At 38.7% G+C, this 13,031-nt stretch carries 12 protein-coding genes; 7 read left to right on the top strand and 5 right to left on the bottom strand.

Features of this window, described 5'->3' with window-relative positions:
- Positions 1-68: 68 nt before the first annotated feature.
- Both RCJ93_RS14865 and RCJ93_RS14860 read right to left on the bottom strand, forming a co-directional pair.
- Positions 69-326 carry a DUF3243 domain-containing protein gene (locus tag RCJ93_RS14865; RefSeq protein WP_066790161.1) on the bottom strand — a complete coding sequence of 86 codons (258 nt, stop codon included), beginning with the start codon at positions 324-326 and terminating at the stop codon, positions 69-71.
- 117 nt (positions 327-443) lie between these two features.
- Positions 444-875 carry a YugN family protein gene (locus tag RCJ93_RS14860; RefSeq protein WP_066790159.1) on the bottom strand — a complete coding sequence of 144 codons (432 nt, stop codon included), beginning with the start codon at positions 873-875 and terminating at the stop codon, positions 444-446.
- A gap of 253 nt (positions 876-1,128) precedes the next feature.
- Between RCJ93_RS14860 and RCJ93_RS14855 the strand changes: the two genes are divergently transcribed.
- The 4 genes from RCJ93_RS14855 to RCJ93_RS14840 all read left to right on the top strand — a co-directional run bounded on the left by RCJ93_RS14855 (position 1,129) and on the right by RCJ93_RS14840 (position 6,010).
- Positions 1,129-1,626 (top strand): pyridoxamine 5'-phosphate oxidase family protein, encoded by a 498-nt coding sequence (locus RCJ93_RS14855; RefSeq protein WP_446739406.1) that lies wholly within the window; start codon positions 1,129-1,131, stop codon positions 1,624-1,626.
- Between the two features lie 155 nt (positions 1,627-1,781).
- Positions 1,782-2,942, top strand: a complete 1,161-nt coding sequence (locus tag RCJ93_RS14850; protein ID WP_446739436.1) for an endonuclease Q family protein — start codon at positions 1,782-1,784, stop codon at positions 2,940-2,942.
- A 201-nt stretch (positions 2,943-3,143) separates the two neighbouring features.
- On the top strand, positions 3,144-3,815 hold the full coding sequence (locus tag RCJ93_RS14845) for a thermonuclease family protein (RefSeq protein ID WP_446739405.1): 672 nt from the start codon (positions 3,144-3,146) through the stop codon (positions 3,813-3,815).
- Positions 3,816-4,039: 224 nt separating this feature from the next.
- Entirely contained in the window at positions 4,040-6,010 is a 1,971-nt protein-coding gene (locus RCJ93_RS14840; protein ID WP_446739404.1) for an acyltransferase family protein, read from the top strand.
- A 63-nt stretch (positions 6,011-6,073) separates the two neighbouring features.
- Here RCJ93_RS14840 and RCJ93_RS14835 read toward each other — a convergent pair whose 3' ends face one another.
- The gene (locus tag RCJ93_RS14835; protein WP_370454700.1) at positions 6,074-8,110 is read right to left on the bottom strand and encodes a Na+/H+ antiporter; all 2,037 of its coding nucleotides are present in this window, start codon (positions 8,108-8,110) and stop codon (positions 6,074-6,076) included.
- 310 nt (positions 8,111-8,420) lie between these two features.
- Here RCJ93_RS14835 and RCJ93_RS14830 point away from each other — a divergent pair, with 310 nt between their 5' ends.
- From RCJ93_RS14830 to RCJ93_RS14820, 3 genes are all read left to right on the top strand, one after another.
- Entirely contained in the window at positions 8,421-9,809 is a 1,389-nt protein-coding gene (locus tag RCJ93_RS14830; RefSeq protein WP_446739403.1) for a protoporphyrinogen oxidase, read from the top strand.
- 27 nt (positions 9,810-9,836) lie between these two features.
- Positions 9,837-10,496 (top strand): class A sortase, encoded by a 660-nt coding sequence (locus RCJ93_RS14825; RefSeq protein ID WP_446739402.1) that lies wholly within the window; start codon positions 9,837-9,839, stop codon positions 10,494-10,496.
- Positions 10,497-10,628: 132 nt separating this feature from the next.
- Positions 10,629-11,054, top strand: coding sequence for an HIT family protein (locus tag RCJ93_RS14820; RefSeq protein WP_446739401.1), 426 nt, complete (start codon positions 10,629-10,631; stop codon positions 11,052-11,054).
- A gap of 18 nt (positions 11,055-11,072) precedes the next feature.
- On the opposite strand, the gene RCJ93_RS14815 is transcribed toward RCJ93_RS14820, so the two are convergent.
- Together RCJ93_RS14815 and rpoN are read right to left on the bottom strand one after the other, a co-directional pair.
- The gene (locus tag RCJ93_RS14815) at positions 11,073-11,642 is read right to left on the bottom strand and encodes a GNAT family N-acetyltransferase (RefSeq protein ID WP_446739435.1); all 570 of its coding nucleotides are present in this window, start codon (positions 11,640-11,642) and stop codon (positions 11,073-11,075) included.
- A 46-nt stretch (positions 11,643-11,688) separates the two neighbouring features.
- Complete coding sequence (gene rpoN, locus RCJ93_RS14810; RefSeq protein ID WP_446739400.1) at positions 11,689-12,978, bottom strand: RNA polymerase factor sigma-54; 1,290 nt, start codon at positions 12,976-12,978, stop codon at positions 11,689-11,691.
- Positions 12,979-13,031: the final 53 nt, after the last annotated feature.

Raw genomic sequence — 13,031 nt, 5'->3', positions numbered from 1 at the left:
CACCTTTTAAACAATTATTTGTAAGGAAACAAAAACCCCAAACAGCAGCGCTATTCGGGGTTTTAATGTTATTGTAAGTTCTTGTTTTGGACTAACTTAACAACACAACTAGCTAATGCTTCTTTTTCGTTTTCATTTGCAACGCCCCACATATCGGAAAGCACGCGTTGTTGTTCATTTTTCGGGTCAACATTGTTTGCGAGATAATCACCGATTTGCATCGCTGCTTGTTTAATCGCATTGTTTGGCATACCTGATTGTTCTGCTTGGTTGACATGTTGTCCTAAGAATGATGTCCATTGTTGCCAGTTTTCTAATAGAGCCATTTGAATTCCCTCCTTTTGATAGGTTCAGTATGTGTAGAATTCATTTGGCTATGTATAGTGTTGTAATTTTTTTTGTAAAAAAGAAGACACTCCTCTAAGAGAAGTGCTTTCGGCTTTTTATTGTACTATATGGTCGCCATCCAATGATCGAAGCATTTTATTAATTTTCTCTTCACCAGCAATTACCCAACGGCTTTTGTCCACAATTTTACCGTCTTTGTCAATTGGCTCTTGGAATTGGCTTAGGCCAGTTGTAGCGGTCACCAGCGAATGTTCATCATAATCTAGACCTAAGTTGACCACATGCTTGATGACAAAAGGTTTGCCAAACTGAATATAGGTAGCGTGATGGTCCAAATCTCCGTCCAGTGTCCAAAAAGGCATACGGAGATAAATGGTCTCACCGCCATCACGGTGGAGGATAGAATCGAATTTTCCTTCATGATATTCAAAGTTTGAGCAAAAACTACAGCCATGAGACTCAAATACGTCGCGAATGACACCAAAATACGATTTTTTACCTTCAATCTGTGAATCAAATTGGATCATACTGTTCACCTCATTAGAATTTATCTGACATAACAGGTTATTGGCATTCATCATTAAAAAACTGCAACTACCTGTAAAAGCCCGATGATACACTCGCGTTTAAATGGAAAAAAACACGGAGTGAGTGTCACTTTATTTCTTATTATTAACCAAAATGCTTCCAATCATTCTTTTGGATATGTAAATATTTTGGAGGATACATATGATGTATTTTATATATATGTTAGAATAGTAAGAAAAAAGGGGTGTTCATATGCGCGGCGCAATTCAAAATAAACGTGTGGAGATTTCACAAGAAAATGCAAAGCATTTTTTGAAGATGGCAAAAGTAGCACATGTGGCAACAGTAGATAGTGATGGATTTCCTTATGTAATACCGCTTGTGTATCTTTATGAGAATGAAAAAGTTTATCTACATATCGGCAATATAAGAGAAAGCCACTTTTGGGAAAACATCAAAGAAAATCCGAAAGTATGTATTGAGGTAAGCGAAATGGGCGATTTGCATCCTGGAAAAAAATATGCTTGCCAATCAGCCCTCGTTTATACAAGCGTTGTCGTTTTCGGCACCATCAAACGAATTGAAGAAGAAAAAGAGAAGGAGCTATTTTTTGATCGATTGCTTGAAAAATACGGTGATCCTTCATGGACATTTGAAAGAAAAGGATATCCCATCCTGCCTAAGATTGAATTATTTGAAGTAGACATTGACCGGTTAACAGGAAAGCTAAATGAAGGGCTAATTCATTAAATTGGAACAGCTGCATAGACTGCAGCTGTTTTTTTATATGGGCAAGATTCTTTTCTAGACATATTTGCGCTTACTTAGGACAGACTAATGTGTACGTTTAAAATATTGTTAATTTGGGAATATAAGTTAGAACATCTAAGGAGTGATATCACTTGTTGCATGATTATTATGCAGATTTACATATTCATATTGGACGTACCTGGAAGGGGCGCCCAGTAAAGATTACAGGAAGCAAAACGCTGACTCTGGAAAATATATTAAAAACAGCAACCATGAAAAAAGGATTGGACATTGTTGGAATAATTGATTGCCATTCGCCCGAAGTATTGGAAGAAATGGCTGCATTAATAGAGGCAAATCAATTGATAGCATTAGAGGGTGGCGGGCTTCGCTTTGAAAGCACTACATTAATCCCAGGTGTTGAGATCGAGGTCAATGATGCCAATTGTAAGGGACCGCTACATGTCTTAGCTTACTTCCGTTCCATGGAAACGATTCGTGCTTTTTCAAATTGGATGAGCAACCATATCACTAATATTAATTTGAGCACCCAAAGAATAGCCTGTGACGCATTGACTTTACAGCATAAAGTGCATGAGCTTGGAGGTTTATTTATACCTGCGCATGTATTTACACCTTTTAAAAGTGCTTACGGAAAAGGTGTTGAAAAAAGCCTTGCGGAAGTATTTGATATGGACCAAATCGATGGTATTGAACTTGGACTAAGCTCTGATACAGACATGGTCAAAGGTATTCAAGAGTTAGAGAAATACACATACGTTACAAATTCAGACGCACATTCATTAGGGAAGATGGCGAGAGAATATCAAAAAATCCGATTAGAAGAGCCCACTTTTGATGAGCTGAAAAAAGCATTAAAAGAGGAGGATGGACGAGCCATTGTGGAAAACTATGGACTGAATCCACTTTTAGGAAAATATCACGAAACTGCCTGTGCAGACTGTGGGTTTAGAACAACAGAGATTCCATGCCCAAATTGTGGCAGAAAACATCTGACGAAAGGTGTTTCTGTGCGCATTAAAGAACTATCCACACAGGAAGAATCAAGTAGAGAACGCCCTCCATATGTTCATCAAATTCCATTAGATTTTATTCCGGGAGTAGGCAATAAAACAATGGAAAAGCTTTTAGCAACATTTGGGACAGAAATGAATATTCTTCACGTCATTTCAAGAGAAGAGTTAGAAACGGTAGTGCCCGAAAAAATTGCGGACTTAATCGATAAAGGAAGGAAGGGAGAGCTTTCATTGGTAATGGGCGGTGGCGGTGCCTATGGTAAAGTGAAAACCACATAAGTAGAGGCTAAGATTAAGTATCTCTGTTTTTATAACAGGCTATTTTACGCTGCCCCTTGAGAAGCATCACCAAGCTAAAAAACAGTAAATGCAGGAAAAATGATAAATATAATGGTGTGTTTCAAAAATTTATACTATTTCCCATAAGAATATGGTACCTTAATTTATAAAGAAATTACCTTTCTTTATAAATTTTTAGAGGTGGACATATTGAAAAAAGTATCAGTAGCTTTAAGTGTTTGGGTGGTCGTAGCTTTTATCGTAATGGGGCTTACTATCCCTGCTGATGTGAATGCTAAGGCATCAGCGAAATTTACAGATTCTCTGACGAAATGTGTAGATGGTGATACAGCACACTTTAAGAAAGCAGGCTATTCGCGATTCCTTTATGTGGATACCCCAGAATCAACGAAAAAAATTGAGCCTTATGGAAAAACAGCATCACAATACACATGTACGAAACTTAAAAAAGCTAAGAAAATTCAATTGCAATATGATGGGGCAAGAAAAGATAAATACGGACGCACACTTGTATGGGTATGGGTGGACGGCCAGCTATTGCAAGAATTATTGGTGAAAAAAGGCTATGTAAAGAAATTCTATGACTATGGCACTTATTCATACGAATCAAAACTTGTGCATCTTCAAGCGATTGTAAAGAAAAAGAAAAAGGGTCTATGGAGTGGTAAGAAGGAACCATCTGTAGCCAAGACTTCATCATCTAAAAAGAAAAAGCCAGCTACTACCAAAAAAACAAATTTTAAAAATTGCACCGAATTACGCAAGTACTATCCTCATGGTGTTTCTAAATCTCATCCAGCGTACCAGTCAAAGATGGACCGAGATCATGATGGATGGGCGTGTGAAAGATAAAGAAAATTTAGAGCCGACATGTACCTAGATGTCGGCTTTTCTGCTAATTTAAGAGGGAACTTATTTACCGACTTATGTAATTTTTTGTTATAAAACGAACTTTGCGATAGGATATAATAGGATGAAATAAAATTTTTTGTCGCTTTTTAGCAAAATTTAAAAACAAACTGTCGTTTGAATCGTCATATATAAGGTGGGAACATAAGTGGAAAGTGGTGAAATATATGCCAAAGCCGATTCAAAAAAATCATAGATACATAGGTGGATTAGATGGTCTAAGGGCAATCGCTGTTCTTTCGGTGATTCTTTATCATCTTCATGTCGGAGGAATTGCCGGCGGCTATCTGGGAGTAACGATATTCTTTGTGCTGTCAGGCTATTTAATCACAGATTTGCTGATCAATGAGTGGAATACGACGGGAAGGATTGACTTCAAGAAATTCTTTATCAGGCGTTTTAGAAGGCTCATTCCCGCTTTATTTGCCATGCTGCTATTGGTTGGTTTTTGGATTACGTTATTTCAACGATCATTTTTAATAGGATTGCGAGAAGAAATATTATCTGCTGTCTTTTATGTCAGCAATTGGTTTTACGTTGCTCAACATCATTCGTACTTCACAAAGTTTGCTCCACCATCTCCATTGCAGCATATGTGGTCACTCGCTGTTGAAGAGCAATTCTATATTATTTGGCCATTGGTGATGTTAGTAGTTCTTCGATTTGTAAGGGTGAGCGGGAAGGTAGCGATAGGAATCTGCTCCCTAGCATTCATCTCTGCTATAGCTATGTTTTGGATGTACACGCCGGGCGAGGACCCGAGCCGTGTTTATTATGGCACAGATACAAGAGCCTTCTCGCTTCTCATTGGGGCGGCGCTGGCATTCGTATGGCCAAGTCGTAAATTAAAAGCCAATATTACAGATGAAGCCAAAAAATTATTAAATGGAGCAGGGATTATCAGTGCGTTAGTACTGTTACTCATGATTATTTTTATGCATGAAGAAGGTCCGTTTCTTTACGAAGGCGGGATGTTGTTAGCATCTCTTGCGACAGCAGTGCTGATTGCTGTCATCGTCCATCCGGCGAGCTCGATGGGTGAAATCTTAAGCTTTCGCCCGTTATTATGGGTTGGTGTTCGCTCCTACGGTATATATATTTGGCATTTTCCGTTTATTGTCTTGATGGGAGCAGGCCTTGAAGGTGTACCTATACCATTCTGGAAGACGCTAATCATTGTTTTGATGACGGTTTTATTTGCAGAGCTTTCATGGCGTTTTGTGGAGGATCCAATTCGAAAGGGCGAATGGAAGGTGTGGGTATCCAAATTTAAAACACATGAATGGTCATGGAAGTGGAAAGATTGGACATTACCTTACCGCATAGGATCAGCGATGCTTGGATGTATTGTCATCATTTTTATGATGGGGATGATTTCTACGCCAACTGATACTCAAGCAAGCAGCAGGGCGCTAGAGCAGCATCTGCTGAATGAAGAGAAAAAATTAGAGAACTCTTCCGCTACGATAGTGCCGAAGAAGGAGAAGCAAGATCCTGCTAAAAAGGAAGTTACTTCACAAAAAGAGAATTCCAAAGATAACAGTACAAGAGAAGAAGCGAAGTTGGCTCAAAAAGAAAAAGAAGCACAACTAGCGAAAAAGAAAGAACAGGCTCAAAAAAAAGCAAATGAAAAAAAGAAAAAGATTGTTCCAGGCACTGTTCCCTCTTCACTTAGCGTCACAGCTATTGGAGATTCGGTTATGCTAAGTGCTGCCTCTGCATTAAAGGCGCAAATTCCGCAAATTGTCGTCGACGCAAAAGTAGGGCGCCAAATGTATGATACGTATGATGTCGTCACATCATTGAAAAGCCAAGGAAAGCTTGGCAAAGTAGTTGTTGTCGGACTTGGTTCTAATGGAGACTTTAGCGGACCACAGCTAGAAGAATTACTAAACACCATTGGGAAGTCTAGGCATATTTATCTTATCAATACGCGCGTTACGCGAAATTGGCAGGATAATGTGAATCGCAAATTGGATGAGGCTATTAAAAAAAGAAACAATGTCCGGCTGATTAATTGGTATGAAGCGACAGAAGATGAAGAACAGCTATTTTATAATGACCATATCCATCCAAATGCTGAAGGTGCGAAATATTATACAGCGCTCATCAGCAGTGAAATTTCGAAACATCAATAAAAGACATGCAAAAAAGAAACGCAAGAGAATTCACTCTTGCGTTTCTTTTTATAAGCAATTCACTTATTCTACTTGTTCATATAGATTAACACTTTCGATGTAATTGATAAATCTGCGCAATTCCCGTTCTTGTTCCCGATTGATTTCACCGATTTCGTACATATGGTGAACCTCGGCCCTTTCTGTTTCAGTAATTACAGATCGAAGTTCATCTTTGATTTCCTCTTGTTTATTCGTATCCATTGTAACTGGCTTTTTCAGCTGGTTAAGGGCTCTTTCGTATTCAAATGAAACGATATAGTAGAGATCTGGTTCATTTGAAATTGCTGCTTGTTCTTTCAGGTAGATTAGCGCTTGTTGATAAGTATTTCTTCGCACATCTTGTCTCATTTTGATATAAGAAATGAACTGCTCTTTGTCCAAGCGATACTTTTTACGAGTAATACGCCATTCGTGCACAACGCGATAAAGAATATATAAGACGCCTTTCCGCATGTTTTGGTGGATGGCTCTTTTTCGCTCTATAAAAGCTGTTTGGAATCCGATATACATATCCTCATCCAGGTGGTTGCCTTTATGCAGCTCCTGAATGTATTGCTCTTCGATAGATAAAGCTTTTAAGCGGATTTTCATAATTTCGCTCTGATATCCAGGATTTCCAGTTTTAGCAGCATTGCCGTCCAGCTGAGCCTGGCGGAAGAGTTGCTGATATTCACCAATTAACTGATAAGCTGCTGTCCGATTTTTATCGTTTATCTCACGATGGATCTGTTTAATAGATGCCATCAAGATTTTCTGCTTGGCTTCATTGAAGCTTAATGAATCAGCTTTTTCTTCCTTTGTTTCCTCGGTATCAATGAGGAGTGGAAGGAAAACAGTAGCCACAAGCAGTGTAAACAAAATGACGGCGGAAGCTAGAAATAAAAGGAGCGAACGTTCAGGGAAGAGCTCCCCATTTTTTGTAAAGAACGGCAGTGATAAGATACCGGCCATTGTGACAGCACCACGCACGCCTGTCAGGCTGCTTAGTAAGCTTGTTTTTAAGGTTGGTTTTTCTTCATCTCTACCTTTTTTGTATTCATAGATAGCACCTATGTGTGACCAAATGAAACGGATCACTAATATAGCGGTACCTATTGCCACGGCATACCCTATTAGCTTCCAGTTATTAATGCTCTCATTTTCAATGGAGGCTTCGACTGTGGAGGGAATGTTTAATCCTAACAGTAAAAAGACAATTCCATTTAAAATAAATAGCACGATTGACCACGTATTTTCAGTAAGCAATTGCTCCTCAGCGAGTACTGTTTCTGTTTTATCTTTAACGAGGGCTTGCGTAATACCTGCTACAACTACGGCAATAACACCGGAAGCATGGAACAAATCTTCTGCCGCCAGGTAAACAAGGAATGGTGTCAACAGCTGGAGCAACGTATGGAACACAACGTCTCGAATCCCTGCACGTCTTAATGAAAAGCGAATTTGAGTTAGAATGATGCCAACAACCAAACCGATTAATGCGCCCACTAAAAAAGTGTATGAGAAGTCAATTAGCGCTTCTTTAATGGAGAAGTAGCCAGTAACAACAGCTGCTACTGCATAATTGAAGGCAACAAGGCCAGAAGCATCATTAATCAATGATTCGCCGCGTACTACATTTAAAATTTTCTCCGGAATTTGTATTCTTTTAGCAATCCCATTGACAGCAACAGGATCTGTAGGCGAAAGAATAGCAGCAAGCGCAAAAGCGGCTGCAAGCGGTATAGAAGGTATTAACCAATGGATAAAGTAACCGCCGGCTATTGTGGTGATTAGTACAAGGACGATGGCATTGCCCAAGATAGGCATTCGCATATTCCAAAGCTGGTCCCTTGGAAAATTACGGCCGTCATTGTAAAGTAGGGGAGCTACGAATAACAATAAAAACCATTCTGTCTTCAATTCTAAGGTTACATTGCTAAATAGAAGGGCTACAATGACACCTAAAGCGACTTGTATGAGCGCTGTAGGAATTGAGGGTATGTAGTGGCTAATAATGTTAGAGATAAGTAAGCAGCCCATTAAGACAAAAATAATCATCAGTAAGTCCAAAAATATCATCCTCTCAGTTGGAAGAAAACTGTATTAATTTTGTGAAAAGTTATATGAAAGCCCCTAAGTACTGTTACTGATTTAAAGTGGAAAAGCGGGAGTGTATATTAAAAGAATAAAATGTATAAAAGAGTTCTACAACTAATAACCCTTCGAATTGACTATTTTTTTTTCTGACACATTCACTAATAACTCCATCATTTAAAATTAAACTGTGACCAAAATCATGGCAGCAAGTTTTATGAAAGCTTATACTAAAGCATGGATAAAGGTGATAACACCTAGCAGGAAACAAGCAAACTAAAAGGAGATGGACAACTTGCAGACAGTTGTTGTAATCGGTGGAGGCATCACGGGTCTTTGTACCATGCATGAACTCCAAAAACAGAAAGTAGAAAAAAATTTGCCACTCCGCCTTATTCTCGTAGAAAAGAATAACCATCTCGGCGGAAAATTGCATTCTGTACGCGAGCATGGATTTATTATGGAGACAGGAGCTGACTCAATCGTTGCTCGCCATAAGAGTGTGTTGCCACTTGTACAAGATATAGGCTTAGAGAGTGAACTTGTCTATAACAGCACAGGTATTTCTTACATTTATAGCCATAACACGTTGCATGCCATACCAGCAGATAGTGTATTTGGCATTCCGACAAGTATAGATTCACTTAATAGTAGTACCCTCATTTCTGAAAAGGGTAAACAAGATGCATTAAAGGATTTTGTTTTAGCGGAAAACCCATTTACAAAGGATAGCTCGATCGGCGAGTTCCTTGAATATTATTTAGGGAAAGAGCTTGTAGAAAAGCAGATTGCACCTGTACTGTCAGGAGTTTATTCAGGTGATTTATATAAATTGACCATGGCTTCAACACTTCCTTATTTACTGGATTACAAAAATCAGTACGGTAGCATTATCAAAGGTTTTGGAGAGAACCGAGAGCAGTTCCAAAAAAGCGCCGAGAAAAAGTTTATCTCCTTTAAACGAGGGCTATCGCAGCTTATTGAAAAGCTAGAAGAAACCCTAACAGATGTTGAAATCGTCAAGGGAGTAGAGACAAAGGCAATTTTGAAGAGTGGAGATCGCTATTTATGTGAATTTGATAATGGCGATAGCATAGAAGCAGATACGATAGTGTTATCTACACCGCATCAGGCTGCGAGCGCATTACTGCGCGACGAAAAGATTCAAACAGAACTGAATTCAATTCGCAATGCCTCCATTATTGCTGTCTATGTAGGCTTTGACATACCAGACGATCAATTGCCTGCAGACGGCACAGGCTATATTGTATCTGAAAACACCGATGTATTATGTAATGCCTGTACATGGACGAGTCGAAAATGGAAACATACCTCAGAGTCAGGGAATCTATTAATTCGGATGTTTTATAAAAGCTCAAACCCCGCATTTGAACAATTAAAGGGATTGAATGATGCCCAATTGGTTGACGTTGCACTTAAAGACATAAGAAAATCACTTAAAATTGAAGGAAAACCGGTCGTATCAAATGTAACTAAATGGACAGATTTAATGCCTGTCTATGGTATGGACCATGCGAAAATCGTTCAATCTCTAACAGAGCAAATGGAAGAGGAGTATCCGAATGTATATTTGGCTGGCTGTTCATATTATGGTGTAGGAATAGGGAATTGTATTCAAAATGGCCAAGATACCGCGCGGAAAATTTTGGACTTTAACAAGTAAGCGAAATTGTGAAAAGAGAGGTTTTCTATGACTAGAAAAATATTATTGGTTGCAGGAACCTTATTGCTTCTTGTTGGATTGGCGTTAAGCTTTCAAAAACCGATCATGACCTTTTTAGTTGGCCAGATGTCAAAAGAGACGATACAAAAAGCAAGTAAGCCAACTGAAAAAGAAGATAGGCATTCTTCGTTTGATTTTGCCCAAGTGAAGAATGTAACACTTCGGGATGTTTTAGATGCAAGGACTAAGAAAAAAAATATTCATGCGATCGGCGCCATCCACATTCCTAAAGTAAAGCTTCAGCTACCTATTGTTTATGGCATCTCGAATGCCAATTTGACAGTCGGAGCAGGTACGATGAAAAAAGAGCAAGAAATGGGAGAGGGGAATTATGCCCTCGCTGCCCACAATATGAACGATGGAAAGACACTATTTAGCCCGTTGACTAAAGCTAAGAAGGGCATGAAGGTGTATCTAACGGATTTTCAAGAGATATATGAATATCGAATAGAAGATATGTCTTATGTACAGCCCGCTCAGGTTGATGTGATTCAAGATATCGGTCAAAAACGACTTATTACACTTGTCACATGCAACGCAGATGGTACCCAAAGGCTTATTGTCAGAGGTGAGTATGTAAGGCAATTCCCTTATAAAGCAAATAACAGTTACTTTTTGAACACGTAGAATTTAATGATTGCTCTAAACCCAGGGTGGGGCAGTTGGCTAATGCTGACTGCCCTTTTATTATATATTTTTAAATTATTACAAAATTTAGAAAACGGGTATATAATGAGATACAAAGGGGAGGGGTATTAAATGGAGTGTTTAGGTTGTAAATTAGCAAATAAAGAAGAAGCTGTCCATGTAGTATTCGAAGACGATTATGTTTGTTGTATTTTAGACCACATACCGTATAATGAGGGACATGTCCTGATATTGCCGAAAAGACATATACAATACTTTGATGAATTTGACGAACATACGGCAAAATCGTTAATGAAAGCATCAGGAATAATGACGAAAGCTATAAAAAAGTTGTTTAATCCAGAAGGAATTACGGTCTGCCAAAATGGTGGGGCTTTTGATGAACTCACACATTTTCATATGCACGTGGTTCCGCGGTATAAAGGACAAAACTTTGCGGAATTTTTTACTGAATATGGCGATACTGACATTGAAGCAGAAAATAAATTAGCCGAGACAAAAAGAAAACTCATAGACACAATAAAGAGATTGGATTAAAATCCAATCCCTTTTTGATTATGGGGAAGCAAAAAACTCTTCATCCAAGATAGAGTACATTTTGATATCTCGCTGGAAACCCTTGGTGTACATGGCTTTTCGCATAACTCCTTCAAAGGACATACCGATTTTCTCCATCACTCGTGCGGATCCAATATTTTCTGCCATGCATCTTGCTTGAATGCGGACTAAATCCATGTGAGTAAAGCCGTATTTTATCACTTCTTTTGCAGCTTCTGTTACAATGCCCATTCCCCAATAGTCCTGAGACAGGCAATATCCAATCTCAGCAACATGATAATTTGGCTGCCACAATACGAAATCAATAGTGCCGATCAGCTTTCCATTTTCTTTATACTCGATACCCCATGGCGCAATTTTTTTTACTCGATATTGGGCGAGCACAAATTCAATAAATCCACTCGTATCAGCTAGTGACTTATGTGTATGCCATGTCACGTATTTTGAGACCTCTTCATTTGAAGTGTAGGCATATATATCTTCTTTATCTTCCAATTCGATTTTTCTAAGTAGGAGACGATCTGTTTCGAGCGTAGGTAAGTCACCGAATACTGTTTCCATCTTTATGCATCCACCTCTTATCATAGTGTCTATCTGATGTTCTACGAAACTATTAAATCCACTGTTTTCGCATGCTGGCCGATGGAATATTGAGCTCATCGCGGTATTTGCTGATCGTTCTTCTGGCAATCTGGATTGCATACTCCGTGTTGAAATACTCAGCAATTTTTTGGTCTGAGAAGGGTTTTTTCTTGTTTTCAGTTCCTATAAATTGTTTTAAAAGGGCCTTCACCTTTTCTTGTGAGAATTGATGCCCGTTAGCACTCTCCACCTTCGAGGAGAATAATGACTTTAATTCAAATAGGCCAGCTGGTGTTTGGATATACTTGTTGGATGTCGCCCGGCTAACAGTTGATTCATGCATACCGATTTCCTTGGCTACTTCCTTTAATGTTAAAGGAAGTAGCTCTGATAAACCGTTCCTGATAAAGGCTGGTTGTTTTTCTAATAGGACATGCATAATCTTGATAATCGTTTGCCTGCGCTGTTCGATGCTGTTGACAAGCCATTGATAGTTTTTGTACTGCTCTTTTATATACTGTTTTTCTACGCCATTGCTGGTTGGAATATGTAAGTTTTGTTCATTCAATGTAACTGACGGCAAATAGCGATCGTTCAAAAAGAATGAAAATCCGCCTCTTTCCTCAATCACAATGATATCTGGCTGTGCAAATTCGGTTCTGTCTTGTTTTAATAAACATGGTTTAGGATTGAAAGATAAGATGCAGTTATTTATATAAGCGACTTCCTCTACAGAACAATTCAGCTTTTTGGCCATTTCTTTCCACTTTTTCTCCGCAATTAAGGGCAAGCATGTTTTGATTGCCTCTTTTAATAAATAATGATGAGGAAACCGTTCGTTACACTGAAGGGTTAAGCATTCTTCAATTGTACGAGCGCCAACACCTGTTGGACCGATTTGCTGTAAAAGGCAAATCCCATGGGAGAGATCCACATCTGTGTAGGGGCAGTTCTGTTCATCTATCTCTAGATAGCCGAAATCATTAAGGTTATGAATAATATATTTTAAAAGGTTTTTTGTTGTCTTTTCTTTATAAGTTACATTAACAATTTGTATTAATTGATCTCTTCCATTTTCCTCACGAGCCTTGATCATCTCCTGAGGCATGCCCGCAGGTTTTATCGCCCACTCAGAAGAAATCCTTTCAATTTGGGGAGAAGGGGGAGAATCATGCAATTCAATCAATGGGTTCTCTAGCTCTTGTTCCCGTATGAATTGTTCTAAATCTGTTGTTGAGTATTGTAGCAGTTCAATCGATTGGCGGAGTTGAGATGTCATTAAAAGCTTTAGTTCTTGCTTTTGGTTTAGAAGTAATTCCATAAAAAAAGCCCTCCCTATCAGATCTTTTCATAAAATCGTAATGAATTATGCTG

It is taken from the genome of Rummeliibacillus sp. BSL5 (genome assembly GCF_052928305.1).
The sequence above is the reverse complement of the archived record's forward strand: the minus strand, read 5'-3'. Positions and strand labels throughout refer to the sequence as shown.

Bases quoted from the DNA above. Each gene is read 5' to 3' on its own strand.
- RCJ93_RS14825 (WP_446739402.1), top strand. From the start codon at position 9,837: ATGACTAGAAAAATATTATTGGTTGCAGGAACCTTATTGCTTCTTGTT.
- RCJ93_RS14865 (WP_066790161.1), bottom strand. From the start codon at position 326: ATGGCTCTATTAGAAAACTGGCAACAATGGACATCATTCTTAGGACAA.
- RCJ93_RS14820 (WP_446739401.1), top strand. From the start codon at position 10,629: ATGGAGTGTTTAGGTTGTAAATTAGCAAATAAAGAAGAAGCTGTCCAT.
- RCJ93_RS14840 (WP_446739404.1), top strand. From the start codon at position 4,040: ATGCCAAAGCCGATTCAAAAAAATCATAGATACATAGGTGGATTAGAT.
- RCJ93_RS14860 (WP_066790159.1), bottom strand. From the start codon at position 875: ATGATCCAATTTGATTCACAGATTGAAGGTAAAAAATCGTATTTTGGT.
- rpoN (WP_446739400.1), bottom strand. From the start codon at position 12,978: ATGGAATTACTTCTAAACCAAAAGCAAGAACTAAAGCTTTTAATGACA.
- RCJ93_RS14855 (WP_446739406.1), top strand. From the start codon at position 1,129: ATGCGCGGCGCAATTCAAAATAAACGTGTGGAGATTTCACAAGAAAAT.
- RCJ93_RS14835 (WP_370454700.1), bottom strand. From the start codon at position 8,110: ATGATATTTTTGGACTTACTGATGATTATTTTTGTCTTAATGGGCTGC.